Here is an 18008-nt window from a genome sequence, read left to right as displayed (position 1 = left end):
CTGGTTGGGACAAATAGATCCCGTATAACAAGCGAAGATATGAATAACAAGCTAGATAGAGGTTACCGGTCAATACACTACATGAGGAGGAGATAAACTATGAATCCAGTAGTTGGTCTGGATGTCGCCAAAGGTGAAAGTCAGGTTCAAATGTTCTTGGATAAAAAAATGCCCTATAAAAACAGTGTGAAGATTGAACATACGGTGGAAGGACTTGAAGAGTTACACTCTTATTTACTAGATTTAGAGCGTCAAACAGGATTAAAACCACCTGTTGTTTTGGAATCAACTGGCCATTATCATGCCTCAGTTGTACAGTTTTTAGAAACTAGAGAATACATTGTCATTATCGTCAATCCGCTCGTTTCATATCGAGCGAAAAGCTCTAGTTTACGAAAAACTAAAACAGATGCCATTGATGCCTATCACTTAGGTGAACTGTATTACAAAGAGGATTTAGAGCCTCAGAAAAAGCGTGGTATTCAGCTTTTAAACCTTAGGCATCTGACAAGGCAACACGAAAATATGACGGGAATTATGGTTCAAACAAAGCTACAATTCCAAGCTATATTAGATCAAGTTTTCCCTGAGTATAAAGGAGTTTTTGGTGATTTATACGCTGAGATTTCATTAAGGACTTTACAGTCCTTCCCTACATCTGAATCAGTACTAAATACAAGTGTAGAAGAGATTGCACAATTTATTGATAAGCATTGTAAAGCACGTTCGTATAAGTGGGCGTACGAAAGAGCTGAGCGATTAATCGCAGCTGCAGAACGTAACCCATTTCAGTCAACGCTTTATCAAAGCCTTCTTGTCAGTCTGAATATGTATATTGATTTACTTCAAGCGTACCGCCAACAACTTTCTACGTTAGAGCGTGAGATTGATCAATTGGCGGCACAACTCGAAGAATATGAATTAATCCAGTCACTTCCCGGTATAGGTGAAAAAATCGCAGCCACGATACTTTCAGAAATTGGGGAAATTGAGCGGTTTAATCATCCGAAAAAGTTAGTAGCCTTTGCGGGACTAGACCCAAGTGTTTTCGAATCAGGTCGCTTTAAAGGCACGAAAAATCACATTACTAAACGCGGCTCAGCTAGACTTCGCCACATGCTTTACATAGCCGTTCGTTGTTCAATTCGAGATAGCCGTAAAAAGAAAACAACAGATGAAACCATTGCACGAAATAAACGATTACGAGCCTTCTACGATTTAAAACGCGAAGAAGGTAAGCCGTATAAAGTAGCTATTATTGCTTGTGCTAATAAGCTTTTACACTGGATTTATGCGATTTTAAAAACGAAAACACCGTTCCAAGTAACTATTTAGCTACAGTATTTTCAAATAGAACAAAAACCTTCCACATTAATGAGGAGGGTTATTTGTGTTGTGCATTTTTAGTATAACATGAAGTGTTTTTCGATTAAAAATATTTTACTTGACTTTCTATTAGCTGGTTTAGTTGAATAGCATTTATCATTTTACTTAAAATGCTTATTCTTTATCTATTAGTGTACTTACATGTTTAATTTCACCACCAAAAGACCGTCCCTTACTTTCAAGAAGGTTAGTAAATTCATCTATAAATTCATTAATCTGCATAGATTCTTTGAATCCACTTACCAAAACATTCCCTTCAATTTGTATTTTTACAATTTTAGTTTCACTGAGGCTTGCTTCTCTTTCCCAAACTGGTTTCCATAATGGATTTTTTTCATAAAATTCCCTAACTAATTTACCTTTAAATCTTTTTTCACTAGCCCCAAATTCAATATAGTTTCTTTGTGCCTGCCTTAAACATACCTCATTAGCACCACCCCAATAATCTGGGTTATCATTCATTACACCATCATCTTGCCAAGAACACACCGTACAGATTTCGTAACTACCATTTTCTTCTGAAAATGTTTTAAAACCACAACAAGGACAGGTATATTTTTTCATAATTTTCTCCTAAATTACTAATTATTTTATGCCTTTATTTTATCATATCCTTGTTCAACTAAACCTTGTTAATTGAAGTATAACCTTCCCAAAGCGCCCTTTGGTAACCTTTCATTGAGATTCTATTTATATGTTATCGCCATTCAGAACAAGTGGATCGAACAGTCTTCTTTAAAATTATTTTTCGCAGCGTCTCAGAGCGTTATTTTCTATAAAAAACAGCGACAAGCACTGTTAAATCAGTGTTTGTCGCTGTTTGAAATGTTACCAAGCTTTGATTTGGGATTCTGTTATACGCGAACGCGTTTTATAAATAGTGATGCGATAAAACCTATCACAGCGAATGATGTTATGAAAAAGAAAGCGTGCTTTGTACCAGCAGCCAATAATTCAGCCGTTGTAGATCCTGGGAAACTTTCCAGAAATCTATTTTGCCCATTAACCATTAATGTAATCGCCAATGCTGTCCCTGTTGCACCTGCAATTTGTTGTAAGGTATTCATGACAGCTGCACCATCTGCGTATAATTCACGAGGTAATTGATTTAAACCATTTGTTTGCGCGGGCATAATAATCATCGAAATTCCAATAAATAAAATCGTGAATGAAACGACTATTTGCCAAACGGGTGTTTCAATAGAAATCGTCAGGACAAAAAGAACACTTGAGATTACTGTTAGAAAAAAACCCAGTGGTAAAAGTGCCTTCGCGCCAAACTGATCAAATAATTTGCCTATCACCGGAGACAACATTGCATTCATAGCACTTCCTGGTAAAAGAATAAGTCCTGCTATTGCTGCACTAACCAGTAAAGAACCTTTCAAATATAGTGGCAATAAAATAGCTGTTGATAAAATAAGAAACATTCCAATAAATAATAACAACGCTCCTAATGTAAACATGGGATATTTAAACACACGTAAATTGATCATTGGTTGTTTCATCTTAAATTGACGGATGATAAATAAAACAAGAGCAATGAATCCTATCATAAATGGAATATATACTAGTGTAGAAGTTAATGATTTTTCTGCAACAGTACTTAAACTATAAATTAACCCACCAAAACCAAGTGTAGAAAAAATAATTGATATGATATCAATGGCAGGTTTCGTAATTTGTGATACATTATCAATTAGTTTAAGCCCAAATACAATTAATCCCACATAAAACACAAGGCTAATCCAGAAGATAAACGACCAACCCAACGTGTCGACAATTAAACCAGATAGGGCAGGTCCAATCGCAGGAGCTGTTGTAATTACAAGTCCCATTACCCCCATGACAGACCCGCGTTTATGAATCGGGAAAATAAGCAAAATAACATTCATCATTAAAGGTAATAAAATCGCTGTCCCTACTGCTTGAACTAAACGTCCTATTAATAAGACGAAAAAGCTAGGCGCTAAAGCAGCTAAAATCGTACCTATAATTGAAAAGCACAAAGAGGTAACGACTAATTGTTTCGTTGTAAACCATTGAATTAAAAGAGATGATACAGGCACAAGAATGCCTAGCATTAATAAATAACCCGTAGTCAGCCACTGTGCTGTGGCTGCTGAAATAGAAAAGTCGGTCATAATATTTGTGAGTGCCATATTTAAGGCTGTTTCACTAAACAACCCAATAAAAGCCCCAAACATGAGTGCAAAAGCCATAGCTTTGGGATTACGGACTTGTACGATTTGTGTAGATGTCAAAATTAACTTCCTTTCTGCAAAACACTTTTTAGACCGGTCTATATAATTTAGATTGAAAAGAAATTCCTTTAATTACTTGGCAAGCAATAAAGGAATCATCTTTTGAATCTGTAGTAAGGGTTCGCTAGATTTTTTCGTCAAACAAAGTGTCACACCACCATCAATGAGTGCGTTCATCGAAGTACCAATTAAATGTGCTTGCTCTTCTGAATAGCCACTAGCCATTAATTTTTCAATGTATAATTTTTCCCACATTCCAAAGGTTTCTTCGCAAATTTGACGTAAATTTTCATTTACAAGTGCTGTTTCAGCTGCGAGCAAGCCTAGTGGTACAGTAGGGATTTCGGCTAGCTTTTCGAATTGATTAAATTGTTCAGCAAGCATTTGAATTTTATGTTGAAATGCTTTAATCGGATCATCAAAAGCGTTTAAACGTATCTGGATATCGGCTGCAATTATCTTTCCAGATAATTGGATGGCTTCAGCGGCTAACTGCTCCTTTCCATTGGGGAAGTGATAATATAAAGAGCCTTTTGGGGCACCACTTTCTTGTAAAATTTGATTTAATCCCGTTGCATGGTAGCCCTTTAAATGAAATAATCGTGTCGCTGCCTTTAAAATTTTTTCCCGTGATTGGTTTTTATTCGATATGCTATCCACCTCCAAATTATAGTGATCGGTCTACATATAAGATAATGTAATGGTTTCTCAATGTCAAACATTTTTAGCATTGGTGCTTGTATAATATTTTAGTAAGTTCCCAAACCATCGTTTGGTAACTATTCTTTTCTTAGCGTTGTAAACAACTTAAATCTGTCGTGACCACATAATAGATAAAATCATTTTTATATACATCTGAATCAACAAAGTAATTGCTACTGCTTCATAAATCATTTGTGATTATATTAACATATTTCACAATTATTAGGCGGAACCCTTTTAAATTTTTTAGTGTGATAAAAAACTCGACCCACAGCTAATGGATCGAGTTTTTAGTTCCCAACTTTTTTGTCTTTCAACATCAATCTGAAAAGGATAGATGTAAGCAGGTAATCCCCCTGTTAATCTATCCTTTCATTTTAACTCTATATAATGTGTGACATTGTATTGAATTATTTAGTTATAGAGCTTTATAAAAAAATACTTGACTTTTAATAAAATTATAAGACCCTTTTTCATTTTCTTCTTAAGTTAAGGCTGTTTTCTAAAAGATTGTTGTTTTTAGATTAAAAAGCATATTTGATACTGTCTTAAATGTTTTTAAGATTACAAATTTTGTTATAAAATAGTTAAAGGGGGTGAACATAAATGAATTGTAAGTATTGTGATGGAAATTCATTTGTTCAAGCAACAGATTATATAAATCTTCGACCTTTAGATAGAAAAATGGCTATTGGTTCAGAGAAAGTTTATACCGTTTGCTTGGATTGTGGAGAAGTAGCGTCAATAAAAATTAAGAATCCTGAAAAATTAAAATGAAATATTTGATTATTTTCTCAAATACTAATATTTGACCTCTTTTTTTGAGGTCTTTTATTAGGCACTTCTTAGCATATTTACAGTTATATAATTCGATTTTTGACACGCTGAAATAAGCAATTGCTCAACTCGATTTTCAAATGCTAAGTTTTTACCAAGTTCAAGCCATCTGAACCAGTAAAGGTAGTTATCAAGATATTTTGTTGCAACTCCCTGGAAACGTTCCATCCGCTTGTTCGCAAATTCACGTCCCGCAATTCGGATGCTATCGTGGAATACTTGCACAAACAGCCCTTGACTACCATCTGAGTTCACTATTGCGTCTCCGCCTTGTTTAGTTTCAAAAAGACAAAAGGTCATTAGTTAGAATATTCAATAATTAATTACTTTAAAATCTTTAAGGAAATACAGAACTAAATCATCATCATTTTCACATTTTGCATATTGTTCTAATTGTTCACCCTTATACCAAACGCCGGAACCATCAGGAATATAACCTCGTTTTATATACATTCGTTGAGCAGAACCATATCCATAATGCAATCCAACTGCTAGCGAAACAAAGTCGGTTTTATCCTTGGCAAGTCTCTCTGCTACATCCATCATTTTGTTGCCGATACCTTTATTCTGAAATTTAATAAGTGCATTTAGGTCAACGATTTCCGGTATGTTTTTAAATGCAAAAGGACCAACTTCAGTTTTCGGGAGTAATGTAACGTATCCAGCAACTTCATTGTTTACTTCAGCAATTATTACAGACCTTTCATTCTTCTCCTGCTGATTGAAATAGTCGTTGAATAATTCAGACGGTTTCTCCCAATTTTGCTCTGCGAACGCAGTGACAAACTTTTCTACATCGCTTTTCATCATTGAACGAATAAGAACACTATTATCCTTTTGATATATCATCATTTATCCACCTTTTTATAACTCTTGTTTTATTTAAATGATTGTTTCATCGTGATAGCCTAATTCTTCACCTGTTACAATTAATATGTATTTTGTTAAAAAAACTTTGTTAATAATCTATCCCATTTTACTACAATAGTCTGTTTTTTTAAATAATTACAAATTAAACATAGTCTTACCAGTTAGTGATTAAAAGCTAATTGGTTATTTTTTTATTTGAAATGAGAACAAATGTTCTGTATACTAATGAAAAAGGAGTGAATATAGTGAAAGAGAAGCTAATCAAAGCCATGCAGCGCAATCAAATTATTGATTTAATGTATATGTCGAAAGGTGGAGAAATAACTAAAAGGCGTGTGAAAATCATTAAAATGACCGATGGAATTTTCCAAGCTTATTGCTTTGTAAAACATGCAAAAAGAACTTTCAACATAGAAAATGTTCTTGCTACTAGTCCAGTAATAATTCGAAAAGAGAATGTAGTTGTATGATTCATCAAGACCCACAAATTCATATTCATAATGCAATCATATTAGAGCTTACACTACGCACTTTAGAGCGTGATAAAAAACATATGGATTCGTTGAAAACAAATTTTGCTTTTAAAGCGTGGATAGATCGGGAATTAAAAAATTTAACGAGAGATCTAAGAGATGTGAGCCGAACATTGGGTATGCATGGCATGAAGGTATTGGAAGGTACAAAGGAGATTGACGAATATTTCGTCGCTTATACTGTTAAGACTCGAGGAAATGACAAGGAATTACGTTACTCTAAAGTAGCTTTAAGAAATCAAGTAAATGAAGAAGTAAAGAAAAGACTTGGATTGGAATATAGAGGGCAACTTACTTAAGTTACTTAACTCTGCCGAAATGTAATAATAAAGGTAACAACTCTAATTACAGAGTAAAATTCGGCATCCTTCGGGTGCTTTTTTACTGTGGTAAAAGAAATTGTCTAACTAATACTTATTGAATGTTCGTTTATTTGAGGACGTAAATTAATTTTTCGGCACCATGCCTACTATATTCAATTATAAACAAAAAACACCCTATATGGATGCTTTGTTAATATAACTGCTGGTTATGACAAGATGGAAATCCATTGATATCGTGGATCATGTGTAAGTCATATTGTTTGAGGGCGAATTGTGCTTGATATAGGTATTCAGTAACAAGAAGTTGTCCGCCTGATACACCACACAGAACACCTGAAGTCCCTTGACCATTTGTGAATGAGATTCCAACTGGTTGTCCTATTAAGTAACCAATTTTATAATGCCAAGGCATAATTATCAATCCTTTTTGCACAGTATATGTTTTTTGAGTTAATAGGTGCCTGTACGTTTTAGGATTTTATAAAATGGATGAATTGGAGGTTTGCTATGGAGCTATGTACTAAATGTAACAGACCTTTGAAGTCGAAGAAACAAAAGAGAATGCAATAGGTTCTATTTGTTTGCAAGTGAAAGAAAGCAATTGAAGAAGCTGAGGTTGAGAAATTTCAAATTAGTATGGATGAACAAGGAGAGGTGCAGTTTATCAAGTTTATCATCTGAAAGATTATGAAAAGTACAAGAATTCGGGGGAAAGTTCCGCAATAATTTACTTATACTCAATAATAGAATTTGCAAAGCACGTTGTAAAAAAATGAAAAAATTTTATTCGTTCAAAATTTACACAGAAGTGTTTTTCATACTATTTTTTAAAAGGTCTCTGTTTATTAACTTGATTCTTTAGTTTTTCTAGTTCAGTGGTTAAAAAATCAATCTGTTTTTGCCTATTTTTATTATCTTCCTTATCCTTTTTCGCATTCTTTTTTTCTTGTCGTTCTGTCTCTAATGCAAGAAATGCTGAAATTGTGGATATTGTCTCACCGAGTGTAGTTATTGCTACCCCAAGAACGAGTAGCTCAGCGGCCTGAAGTGATAAGTCATTTCCATTATCTTGTCCTAAGCTTTTATTATTTCCCTTCAAACTATTAGCCTCCAGTAATCAATGTCATATCATAACTATTTTATGCTTCATGTATTTTTTTATGAGGGATTATCAGTATTGTAAGTTTAGTGTTGTGATTTACATCACAGACTCGGAGTCTTCTACAACTTATAATTAGTGTGGGAGGCGAATATCATGTTAGATATAGATTATTTAGAAGATGAAGCATTTGAGAGTGTCGAAGAAGTTGTTAGTCAATTTATCGTTAAAATTGGTGATCAGAAGATTCAAATAAGAATTACTAAAGATGCTCATGGATATTTTAAATTTGCAAACAGCCATTACTATCATAGCAGTAAGCATGCAGAACCATATATTGCATATGTATCAAATTTTCCTTCTGAAAAAATAGCGATAATGAATGCAAAATTACAAATAGTTTCGTCTTTTGATCCAGCAGATAAAAATGGTGTTTGGATAGAAAATAATTCGTTCTAAAACTGAAGCATCCTAATGGGTGCTTTTTGTTTTGCGTTGACACAATGATATCCTTTTTATATTTCATGTAAATAGAATGATTAAATCATAATGAAATGAGTTTCTTCTATTGAAGAATAAGTATTGTTAAAACGCATGAATACGTTGATGGTAATAGTTTAATTTTGTTTTAACATTTAACAACCACAGAATTTAAAGACTTAATTAATGGTTAATTATGTTAATAAAGTAAATAAAAAAATAAATTGACAATTAATATCCATGGATATATATTGTATTCAGTACAAATTTTCAGAATACAAAAAAATTAGGTATTTTCGATATTTTTTTAATTCAACTTGTTCCTACAACCTGTTCACCTAGTATAAATCTGGCAAAAAAATTCCTATAATACTATAAAATCTGTTGTAAAATAATAGGAATTGTAAACGGTTGCAAGGGGGTGAGGTACATAAAATGGTTAGATTAAAAGAAATAGCAGAACATGTTGGTGTTTCAATTACAACAGTTTCACGCGTTATAAAAAATGATCCTTCACGGAATGTGAACCTTGATACGAAGAAGAAAATTTGGAAGGCAGTTAAAGAGCTAGGTTATATACCAAATGGATATGCAAGACAACTTGTATCATCTTCATCGCAAGAGAAGAAACGTACAAAGAGGATTGCATGGCTCGCAAGCTCGCGTTTAGCGGAGACTAACCCGCACTTTTCTAAAATTTATTCAGGCATTAACAAAACATTAAATGAAGCGGGCTATACATTATTGTTGATACAATGAAGACTTAAAAGATGATGTACTTTTTCATCAAATAATCCGAGAAAAAGAAGTAGATGGTGTATTACTAATTGATGAGGTTGACGAAGAAAAACTCACTGAAATTCAGGAGTTGATTCCAGTCGTTGGTGTTGACTTTAACTATAGTGATCATGCAATTTCTACTGTGGATTATGATAGGGAAGAGGCTGCGTATAAAGCTGTTGAACATTTAATTACAAGAGGTCATGAAAAAATTGGTTTCATCGGCGGTGGAATTGGAATTGAAATGACGAAAGAAAAACGTTTCAAAGGCTTTAAAAAGGCAATGAATGATTTTGAATTAGCAATTGAAAAGCACTGGATCATTAATTCTGATAGGTGCATGGAACAAAGCTATCTGGCAGCAAAAAAAATATTGAGTGAGACAAAAAATAACCGTCCAACCGCAATTTTTTGTGCAGGTGATTTACTTACAATAGCAGCAATGCGGGCTGCAAATTCTTTGGAGTATTGTCCTACCATTATCATTTCCTGTAATTGCAGTAATGATACTTTTCTATTCAGTAGGCCATTGGAATTCATACTGCAGTACTGATTGTAGCAAACTTGCCAATGCTTATGCTTTATCCGTTTTTACAACGATATTTTGTAAAAGGGGTTATATTGGCTCACTTAAGGGGTCACAAAGAAAACAGATATACGAGGGGGAGATTGTATTGAAGAAGAGATATTTTGCTGGTATTGTAACAAGTCTATTACTAACATCTAGTATTTTAGGTGCTTGTTCTAGTGATGAAGGGTCTACTGGAAAAAGCGAAAAAGCGGACGATGTTAATAAAACAGGAATGCCCATAGTAAAAGAGAAAATCGAAGTTGAAGGCTTTGGAACAAAATTCTTTGCATCACAAGATTGGAACAAACTGATGCTTTGGGATGAGTACGCGAAAAAGTCAAATATTGAAGTGAACTGGACAACAGTACAAGTTGAAGCATTACCTGAGAAAAGAAATTTATTGCTTGCAGCTGGAGATTATCCAGAACTATTCTTTGCTTCAGCTTTTCCTAAAACAGATTTAGTTAAATACGGAAAACAAGGTGTTTTTCTACCATTAAACGACTATATTGATGAATATGCACCAAACTTCAAGAAAATTATGGAAGAGTATCCATCAGTAAAACAAGGTGTTACAATGGCAGATGGCAATATTTACGGCTTCCCTGCATTCTATGACCCGAAATTTGAATCTCTACATGCAGGAACACCTTGGATTAGAGAGGATTGGTTGAAAAAATTAGGATTAAAAGAGCCAGAAACTACAGATGAATTGTATACAGTATTGAAAGCATTTAAAGAGAAAGACCCAAATGGTAATGGAAAAGCGGATGAAATTGGATATGGCAGCGGATATACTATTAAACCATTCATCAATTATTTACGCGGGTCATTTGGTCTAAACAAGCAAGGGACTATGAACTTGAATCTTGACTTTAAAGAAGGTACTGAAGAATTCCGCTTTGTTCCAGCTACCGATGAATACAAAGAAATACTAAAGTATTTAAATAAGCTGTATACAGAAGGTTTGATTAACAAAGATGTGTTCACAACTGAACCACAAGTGTTTGCTGCAGAAGCGTCTAAAGGTAATGTTGGGATGTTAGACGACGTTGACCCAAAAACATTATATAAACTTGATGGATATGTAGGTGTACCAGTTCTTGAAGGTCCTACTGGTGAGCGATCTTACAACGCAGTTACAAATGGGCTTGGAAACTTGGGCATGTTCGTACTAACGGATAAGGCGAAAAACCCTGAAGCAATGGTTCGCTGGATGGACCACTTCTATAGTGATGAGGGTTCCAAGATGTTCTTTATGGGCTTCGAAGGCGTAACTTATGAGGAAGATAAGGAAGGTAACTTCAAGTATTTAGATACAATTACAGATAATCCTGATGGGAAAAGTATGGACCAGGCAATCAGTGACTACTTAATGTGGCCAGGAGGATATTATCCTGGAATTGTTAAACAAAAATACTTCCAAGGTGCTGAAGGAACAGAAGCTTCTTTACAAAATGCAAAAAAAGCAAAACCATATGTTATCAAAGACGAAGTCATCATTCCTGGATTGAATTATACTCTTGATGAAAATGATGAAGTTAGTGCGATTATAACAGATGTACAGACATATATTGATGAAATGACTGCAGGATTTATTACTGGTAAACAAGACTTCAGCAAGTGGGATGACTACAAGAAGACTCTTGATAAAATGGGATTACAAGATTATCTTAAAATTGCTCAAGGAGCATATGATCGCACTAAAAGTGAAAAGTAAATTTAAAATTGCTCATACAAGGTTCTCCTTGTATGAGTTTTACCCTTTAAGGGAGCATTCCTGTTAGAAGGATTTTCAGGGGCTGTCGAGCAACAGCCTGACTTAACTTTTTTGTGTCCAAGATATTGACTTAGATCTATGAATTTACATATTATTGAAATTTGATCATAGAATTTAAAAAAAGAGAATACTTAAAGATCTACAATATTCATGAGATCCCAATAATGATTACATCTGAAGAATAAGTATTGGTAAAACGCATGAATACGCTGATAGCACTAGATTAATTTTGTTTTAACATTAAACAACCCTGGAATTTAAAGACGGGTTTAATGATAAATTATGTTAATAAAGTAAATAAAAAAATATATTGACAATTAATATTACGGAATATATATTGTATTTAGTACCAATTTTCAGAATATAGAAAAGGTATTGATATTTCGGATATTTTTTAATTTAACTTGTACCTACAACCTGTTGACCTAATGTAGAGTGAGTAAAAAATTTCCTATACTACTATAAAATATGTTGTATAATAATAGGAATTGAAAACGGTTGCAAGGGAATGAGGTACATAAAATGGTTAGGTTAAAAGATATAGCAGAACATGTTGGTGTTTCAATTACAACAGTTTCACGCGTTATAAAAAATGATCCGACACGGAATGTGAACCCTGATACGAAGAAGAAAATTTGGAAGGCAGTTAAAGAGCTAGGTTATATACCAAATGAATATGCAAGACAACTTGTATCATCTTCATCGCAAGAGAAGAAACGTACAAAGAGGATCGCATGGCTCGCAAGCCCACGTTTAGCGGAGACTAACCCTTACTTTTCTAAAATTTATTCAGGCATTAACGAAACATTAAATGATGCGGGCTATACTTTATTGTTGATAAGCAATGAAGACTTAGAAGATGATGTACTTTTTCATCAAATAATCCGAGAAAAAGAAGTAGATGGTGTATTACTGATTGATGAGGTTGACGAAGAAAAACTCATTGAAATTCAGGAGCTGATTCCAGTCGTTGGTGTTGACTTTAACTATAGTGATCATGCAATTTCTACTGTGGATTATGATAGGGAAGAAGCTGCGTATCAAGCTGTTGAACATTTAATTACAAGAGGTCATGAAAAAATTGGTTTCATCGGCGGTGGAATTGGAATTGAAATGACGAATGAAAAACGTTACAAAGGCTTTAAAAAGGCAATGAATGATTTTGAATTAGCAATTGAAAAGCACTGGATCATTAATTCTGATTGGTGCATGGAACAAAGCTATCTGGCAGCAAAAAAAATATTGAGTGAGACAAAAAATAACCGTCCAACCGCAATTTTTTGTGCAGGTGATTTACTAGCAATTGCAGCAATGCGGGCTGCTCATGAACTTGGACTTAATATTCCAGGTGATATTGCATTCATAGGAATTGATAATAACGAAATGGCACAATACATTGTTCCTGCGTTAACAACAATATCAGTTCCACAATACGAAATGGGTGTAATAGCAGCAAGAACGTTAATGAGTCAAATTGAAGATAATCCGAATATGGTATTAAAAACCTTATTACCATTCGAATTATTAGTTCGCCAGTCTACATAACAAATCGTAAATTAATTTTTAAAACTCTTTGGGAAAACGTTTTCCATAAATCAGGAAATATTCCCCGTTGTTTAAATAATTCAAAAATAGATGAGGTGTAAAAATGAAAAAAGTAAGAATTGGTGTCATTGGTGCAGGTTTACGTGGTGGGCTTGCTCAGTATTGGCACAAACCAGATGGTGAATCAGAGGTTGTTGCACTTGCTGATTTATCTCAAGAACGATTAGATAAGTTTCAAGAAAAAATCGGCTCACCGTTATTTTTAACAAAAGACTACAAAGAATTATTGACTCGTGATGATATCGATGCAATTGCAGTATTGTCTCCAGATTATTTACATGAAGAACATGTAATTGCCGCTCTTGAAGCTGGAAAACATGTGTATTCTGAAAAACCACTTGCTATTACGGTCGAAGGTTGTGACCGAATTATTGAAGCTTGGAAAAAATCGGGAAAGCATTTAATGGTTGGGTTCAACATGCGTTATATGAGTATGTACCAAACTATGAAAGACATTATTGACTCAGGTGCTATCGGCGAATTGAAAACTATTTGGGTTCGTCACTTCGTAGGATTTGGTGGCTATTTCTACTACCACGATTGGCACGGGAATTCAAAAAATACAACTTCTCTTCTATTACAAAAAGGTTCGCATGATCTTGATGTTATCCATTGGATTTCAGGTAAATATGCGACAAAAGTTTCGGCATTTGGTTCACTTGATTACTACGGAGGGGACAAGCCAAACACTTTAACATGTCCTGAGTGTGATTTAAAGAATACATGTCCTGAATATGTTCCTCATACATTTACGGAATGTGCTTTCCGAGAAGAAATCGATGTGGAAGACAACAATATGCTTATTATGGAACTTGAAGGCGGCATTAAGGCATCGTATCTGCAATGTCACTTTACACCAGATTATAACCGTAACTATACATTCATCGGTACAGAAGGTCGTATAGAGAACGATGATGTGAACGACAAAATATACTTAAAAACACGTAAAACTAACACTGTGAAAGAGTTTAGTAATGTAACATACGAAATGAAACCAGAAGAAGGAAGTCATGGCGGTGCAGATCCGAAAATTGCACAAGATTTTGTTGAATTAATCTTACGCAATAAACAACCACTTACAACTCCATTTGCTGGAAGAATGAGCGTAGCAGTTGGATGTGCAGCTACTGAATCTATCCGTTCGGGTGGTAAAGTAGTTAACATTTCTCAAGAATCTACTATCGTACACAGTTAATAAGTTTGTAAGAAAAGGGGTGTGACCATGACTAAACTGGATGAAGGTGTAGGTTATGTAGATGAAATAGAGAAAAGTGAAATAAAGAAGCCATTAAAAAATAGACCGAAAGTGAAGAAAAGTGCTCGAAGTGAATGGAAAAAATCATTCAAGAAAAACTGGGAGCTTTATCTATTACTTACACCTGTTATTTTATACTTTGTTATATTTCATTACTTTCCTCTTTATGGTCTGCAGATCGCATTTAAAGATTTTATCGCGACAAAAGGGATTACGGGGAGTCCTTGGGTAGGATTTAAACACTTTGAGAGATTCTTTGATAGTTACTATTTCTGGAGACTTATTAAAAACACATTAGGAATTGGAATATTCACGCTATTAGTTTCATTCCCAGTTCCTATCATTCTAGCTCTAATGTTAAATGAAGTGAAAAGCTTACGATATAAGAAATTTGTTCAGACAGTAATATATGCACCGCATTTCTTATCAACGGTTGTTGTCGTTGGGATGCTTCTATTGTTCTTGAAATCGGATGGTCTTGTCAATCAAGTGATTATGTTATTTGGAGGCAATTCAATTGATTTTATAACAGAGCCAGGTTGGTTTAAATCTTTGTTTGTAATTTCTGATGTGTGGCAAACAATGGGGTGGAGCTCAATCATTTATATTGCTGCACTTGCTGCGGTGGATCCTGCACAACATGAAGCTGCAATGATTGATGGTGCATCAAAATTCCAACGAATTATTCATATTAACATTCCAGCAATTATGCCTACAATTGTTATTCTATTCATTTTGAATGCAGGTTCAGTTATGGCTGTTGGATTTGAAAAAGTATTTCTTATGCAAAATGATTTAAATATGTCGACGTCTGATGTTATCTCAACTTTCGTATACCGAAGTGGTATCTTGGAAGCTCAATATAGTTTCTCAGCTGCAGTTGGACTGTTCAACTCGCTCATAAACTTCATCATGCTCATCATGGTAAATCAAATTGCGAAAAAAGTGAATGAGACAAGTCTATGGTAAGGGGTGACTAAATTGAGAGAAACGAAAACAGATCGCGCGTTTAATATATTCAACATTGTATTTCTTGCAATTGTCGCTTTACTAGTAATCTATCCGTTGGTTTTTGTTCTCAGTGCATCTCTTAGTAACCCACAGTATGTTTTATCAGGTGAGCTGTGGTTATGGCCTAAAGAATTTACATTAGATGCATATGAAAAGGTATTCAAGAACGAGGATATTATTAACGGTTTTGTGAACACGTTGAAATATACAGTATTTGGTACTATCTTAAATGTTATCATGACCATTCTAGCTGCATATCCGTTGTCACGCAGAGATTTAAAGGGACGCGGATTCATAATGGCATTTATCGTTTTCACAATGTTCTTTAGTGGGGGGCTTATCCCAACATATTTACTTATTCGTGATTTAGGAATGTTAAATACGTTTTGGGTTATGATCATTCCGAATGCTGTTGCAGTTTGGAATATTATCATAATGCGTACGTTCTTCCAGTCTATTCCTCATGAGTTAGAGGAGTCGGCAATGATTGATGGTGCAGGGAATTTCAAAATTCTTTGGAGTATTGTCCTACCATTATCATTTCCTGTAATTGCAGTAATGGTACTTTTCTATTCAGTAGGCCATTGGAATTCATACTTCCAAGCATTGATTTATTTGCAAGATCAAGATAAGTTCCCACTTCAATTGATTCTTCGACAAATACTGATTCAAGGTCAAACTGATGACATGATTAAAGCAACTTCTGAAAGCTTTTTAGCTCAACAACTAAGTGTCGAAGGATTGAAATATGCAGTACTGATAGTGGCAAACTTGCCGATGCTTATGCTTTATCCGTTTTTACAACGATATTTTGTAAAAGGGGTTATGATCGGCTCACTTAAGGGGTAGCAAAGAAAAGAGATATACGAGGGGGAGATTGTATTGAAGAAGAGATATTTTGCTGGTATTGTAACAAGTCTATTACTAACATCTAGTATTTTAGGTGCTTGTTCTAGTGATGAAGGGTCTACTGGAAAAAGCGAAAAAGCGGACGATGTTAATAAAACAGGAATGCCCATAGTAAAAGAGAAAATCGAAGTTGAAGGCTTTGGAGCAAAATTCTTTGCTTCGCAAGATTGGAACAAACTAATGCTTTGGGATGAATATGAGAAAATGACGAATGTTGATGTGAACTGGAAAACCACTCAAGTTGAGGGGTTAGTAGAAAAGCGAAATTTAATGCTTGCATCAGGAGACTATCCAGAAGTATTTTTTGCTTCGGCTTTTCCAAAAACAGATTTAATTAAATATGGACAGCAAGGTGTCTTTCTTCCAATAAATGACTATATCGATGAATATGCACCAAATTTTAAAAAGATTTTAGAAGAGTATCCATCAGTAAAACAAGGTATTACGATGGCAGATGGAAATATTTATGGTTTCCCTACATTTTATGATCCGAAATTCGAAGCAATGACTTTAGGGACACCTTGGATTAGAGAAGATTGGTTGAACAAATTGGGACTAAAAGAGCCAGAGACTACAGAAGAATTATACAAAGTATTGAAAGCATTCAAAGAAAAAGATCCAAATGGTAATGGAAAAGCTGATGAAATTCCATGGGGTAGTGGATACGGTATTAACATGTACACCGACTATTTACGCGGATCGTTTGGTTTGAATAAACAAGGGGTTATGAACAAAAACCTTGACTTTAAAGAAGGTACTGAAGAATTCCGCTTTGTTCCAGCTACTGATGAATACAAGGAATTGCTTAAATTCTTAAACAAGCTTTATACAGAAGGTTTAATAAACCAAGATGTTTTCACAGTAGAACCACAAGTGTTTCATGCGGAAGCGTCTAAAGGTAATGTTGGTTTATTAGGCGATGTTGATCCAAAAGAATTACTAAAACTTGATGGATACGTAGGTGTGCCTGTTCTTGAAGGACCTACTGGAGAACGTGCTTACAACGCAGTTACAAATGGACTTGGAAACTTAGGCATGTTTGTTATAACTGATAAAGCGAAAAACCCTGAAGCAATGGTTCGCTGGATGGACTACTTCTATGGTGAAGAAGGTTCGAAGATGTTCTTTATGGGCTTTGAGGGCGTTACGTATGAAGAAGATAAGGATGGTAACTTCAAGTATTTAGATACGATTACAGATAATCCTGATGGAAAAAATCTAGACCAAGCAATTAGTGAATATTTAACTTGGCCAGGAGGATATTACCCTGGAATGGTTAGACAAAAATTCTTCCAAGGTGCTGAAGGTAAAGAACCATCTGCACTAAATGCTAAGAAAGCAAAACCATACACGATACCACATGATAAAATTCTTCCAGGACTGAACTATACTCTTGAAGAAAATGATAAAGTTAGTGCAATTATGACAGATGTTCAGACATACATTGATGAAATGACTGCAGGCTTCATTACTGGTAAACAAGACTTCAGTAAGTGGGATGACTACAAGAAGACTCTTGATAAAATGGGATTACAAGATTATCTTAAAACGGCTCAAGCAGCATATGATCGCACTAAAAGTGAAAAGTAAATTTAAAATTGCT

The 18008-nt window shown here is 34.6% G+C and carries 17 protein-coding genes and 4 pseudogenes; 14 read left to right on the top strand and 7 right to left on the bottom strand.

Annotation, left to right across the window (positions count from 1 at the left end; translation table 11 throughout):
• Positions 1-99: 99 nt before the first annotated feature.
• Positions 100-1335, top strand: coding sequence for an IS110 family RNA-guided transposase (locus tag AC3IS5_RS11650; protein WP_489424562.1), 1236 nt, complete (start codon positions 100-102; stop codon positions 1333-1335).
• A gap of 417 nt (positions 1336-1752) precedes the next feature.
• Here AC3IS5_RS11650 and AC3IS5_RS11645 read toward each other — a convergent pair.
• From AC3IS5_RS11645 to AC3IS5_RS11635, 3 genes and pseudogenes are all read right to left on the bottom strand, one after another.
• Positions 1753-1950: pseudogene (locus AC3IS5_RS11645) on the bottom strand (CPCC family cysteine-rich protein); the annotation flags it as partial.
• A gap of 290 nt (positions 1951-2240) precedes the next feature.
• Entirely contained in the window at positions 2241-3608 is a 1368-nt protein-coding gene (locus tag AC3IS5_RS11640) for a DHA2 family efflux MFS transporter permease subunit (protein ID WP_489427872.1), read from the bottom strand.
• A 114-nt stretch (positions 3609-3722) separates the two neighbouring features.
• On the bottom strand, positions 3723-4301 hold the full coding sequence (locus tag AC3IS5_RS11635; protein ID WP_489427871.1) for a TetR/AcrR family transcriptional regulator: 579 nt from the start codon (positions 4299-4301) through the stop codon (positions 3723-3725).
• Positions 4302-4958: 657 nt separating this feature from the next.
• Between AC3IS5_RS11635 and AC3IS5_RS11630 the strand changes: the two genes are divergently transcribed.
• Entirely contained in the window at positions 4959-5129 is a 171-nt protein-coding gene (locus tag AC3IS5_RS11630; protein WP_489424561.1) for a hypothetical protein, read from the top strand.
• A 57-nt stretch (positions 5130-5186) separates the two neighbouring features.
• Here AC3IS5_RS11630 and AC3IS5_RS11625 read toward each other — a convergent pair.
• A pseudogene (locus AC3IS5_RS11625) lies at positions 5187-5357 on the bottom strand (IS1595 family transposase); the annotation flags it as partial.
• A gap of 144 nt (positions 5358-5501) precedes the next feature.
• Positions 5502-6038: a GNAT family N-acetyltransferase gene (locus tag AC3IS5_RS11620; protein ID WP_489424560.1), complete on the bottom strand. Its 537-nt coding sequence runs from the start codon at positions 6036-6038 to the stop codon at positions 5502-5504.
• 266 nt (positions 6039-6304) lie between these two features.
• On the opposite strand from AC3IS5_RS11620, the gene AC3IS5_RS11615 reads away from it, so the two are divergent.
• Positions 6305-6529, top strand: coding sequence for a transcriptional regulator (locus AC3IS5_RS11615; RefSeq protein WP_489424559.1), 225 nt, complete (start codon positions 6305-6307; stop codon positions 6527-6529).
• Positions 6526-6891 (top strand): YhjD family protein, encoded by a 366-nt coding sequence (locus AC3IS5_RS11610; RefSeq protein ID WP_489424558.1) that lies wholly within the window; start codon positions 6526-6528, stop codon positions 6889-6891. The genes AC3IS5_RS11615 and AC3IS5_RS11610 overlap by 4 nt, the downstream gene beginning before the upstream one ends.
• 214 nt (positions 6892-7105) lie before the next feature.
• Here the strand turns inward: AC3IS5_RS11610 and AC3IS5_RS11605 are convergent, their stop codons facing one another.
• The gene (locus AC3IS5_RS11605) at positions 7106-7327 is read right to left on the bottom strand and encodes a hypothetical protein (RefSeq protein ID WP_489424557.1); all 222 of its coding nucleotides are present in this window, start codon (positions 7325-7327) and stop codon (positions 7106-7108) included.
• 408 nt (positions 7328-7735) lie between these two features.
• Complete coding sequence (locus AC3IS5_RS11600) at positions 7736-8014, bottom strand: hypothetical protein (RefSeq protein ID WP_489424556.1); 279 nt, start codon at positions 8012-8014, stop codon at positions 7736-7738.
• Between the two features lie 156 nt (positions 8015-8170).
• On the opposite strand from AC3IS5_RS11600, the gene AC3IS5_RS11595 reads away from it, so the two are divergent.
• From AC3IS5_RS11595 to AC3IS5_RS11550, 10 genes and pseudogenes are all read left to right on the top strand, one after another.
• A complete protein-coding gene (locus AC3IS5_RS11595) occupies positions 8171-8473 on the top strand; it encodes a hypothetical protein (RefSeq protein ID WP_489424555.1) in 303 nt (100 codons plus the stop codon).
• 456 nt (positions 8474-8929) lie between these two features.
• Complete coding sequence (locus tag AC3IS5_RS11590) at positions 8930-9253, top strand: LacI family DNA-binding transcriptional regulator (RefSeq protein ID WP_489424554.1); 324 nt, start codon at positions 8930-8932, stop codon at positions 9251-9253.
• A 31-nt stretch (positions 9254-9284) separates the two neighbouring features.
• A pseudogene (locus tag AC3IS5_RS11585) lies at positions 9285-9683 on the top strand (substrate-binding domain-containing protein); the annotation flags it as partial.
• 40 nt (positions 9684-9723) lie between these two features.
• Positions 9724-9952, top strand: a pseudogene (locus AC3IS5_RS11580) (hypothetical protein); the annotation flags it as partial.
• Positions 9949-11565 carry an extracellular solute-binding protein gene (locus AC3IS5_RS11575; RefSeq protein ID WP_489427870.1) on the top strand — a complete coding sequence of 539 codons (1617 nt, stop codon included), beginning with the start codon at positions 9949-9951 and terminating at the stop codon, positions 11563-11565. The pseudogene AC3IS5_RS11580 and the gene AC3IS5_RS11575, both read left to right, overlap by 4 nt.
• A 582-nt stretch (positions 11566-12147) precedes the next feature.
• Complete coding sequence (locus AC3IS5_RS11570; protein WP_489424553.1) at positions 12148-13170, top strand: LacI family DNA-binding transcriptional regulator; 1023 nt, start codon at positions 12148-12150, stop codon at positions 13168-13170.
• Positions 13171-13273: 103 nt separating this feature from the next.
• Entirely contained in the window at positions 13274-14425 is a 1152-nt protein-coding gene (locus tag AC3IS5_RS11565; RefSeq protein WP_489424552.1) for a Gfo/Idh/MocA family protein, read from the top strand.
• Between the two features lie 27 nt (positions 14426-14452).
• A complete protein-coding gene (locus AC3IS5_RS11560; RefSeq protein ID WP_489424551.1) occupies positions 14453-15454 on the top strand; it encodes an ABC transporter permease in 1002 nt (333 codons plus the stop codon).
• Positions 15455-15466: 12 nt separating this feature from the next.
• Positions 15467-16345 carry a carbohydrate ABC transporter permease gene (locus AC3IS5_RS11555; protein ID WP_053415230.1) on the top strand — a complete coding sequence of 293 codons (879 nt, stop codon included), beginning with the start codon at positions 15467-15469 and terminating at the stop codon, positions 16343-16345.
• A gap of 33 nt (positions 16346-16378) precedes the next feature.
• Entirely contained in the window at positions 16379-17995 is a 1617-nt protein-coding gene (locus AC3IS5_RS11550) for an extracellular solute-binding protein (RefSeq protein WP_489424550.1), read from the top strand.
• Positions 17996-18008: the final 13 nt, after the last annotated feature.

The sequence above is a fragment of the Viridibacillus sp. KH_047 genome, assembly GCF_057838945.1.
Note: the sequence above shows the minus strand (reverse complement) of the source record. Positions and strands in the feature narration are given on the sequence as shown.

What these genes read in the sequence shown, in the direction of transcription:
- AC3IS5_RS11560 (WP_489424551.1), top strand. Translation starts at nt 14,453, where the DNA reads ATGACTAAACTGGATGAAGGTGTAGGTTATGTAGATGAAATAGAGAAA.
- AC3IS5_RS11640 (WP_489427872.1), bottom strand. Translation starts at nt 3,608, where the DNA reads ATGGCTTTTGCACTCATGTTTGGGGCTTTTATTGGGTTGTTTAGTGAA.
- AC3IS5_RS11650 (WP_489424562.1), top strand. Translation starts at nt 100, where the DNA reads ATGAATCCAGTAGTTGGTCTGGATGTCGCCAAAGGTGAAAGTCAGGTT.
- AC3IS5_RS11620 (WP_489424560.1), bottom strand. Translation starts at nt 6,038, where the DNA reads ATGATATATCAAAAGGATAATAGTGTTCTTATTCGTTCAATGATGAAA.
- AC3IS5_RS11595 (WP_489424555.1), top strand. Translation starts at nt 8,171, where the DNA reads ATGTTAGATATAGATTATTTAGAAGATGAAGCATTTGAGAGTGTCGAA.
- AC3IS5_RS11630 (WP_489424561.1), top strand. Translation starts at nt 4,959, where the DNA reads ATGAATTGTAAGTATTGTGATGGAAATTCATTTGTTCAAGCAACAGAT.
- AC3IS5_RS11610 (WP_489424558.1), top strand. Translation starts at nt 6,526, where the DNA reads ATGATTCATCAAGACCCACAAATTCATATTCATAATGCAATCATATTA.
- AC3IS5_RS11605 (WP_489424557.1), bottom strand. Translation starts at nt 7,327, where the DNA reads ATGCCTTGGCATTATAAAATTGGTTACTTAATAGGACAACCAGTTGGA.
- AC3IS5_RS11590 (WP_489424554.1), top strand. Translation starts at nt 8,930, where the DNA reads ATGGTTAGATTAAAAGAAATAGCAGAACATGTTGGTGTTTCAATTACA.
- AC3IS5_RS11570 (WP_489424553.1), top strand. Translation starts at nt 12,148, where the DNA reads ATGGTTAGGTTAAAAGATATAGCAGAACATGTTGGTGTTTCAATTACA.
- AC3IS5_RS11565 (WP_489424552.1), top strand. Translation starts at nt 13,274, where the DNA reads ATGAAAAAAGTAAGAATTGGTGTCATTGGTGCAGGTTTACGTGGTGGG.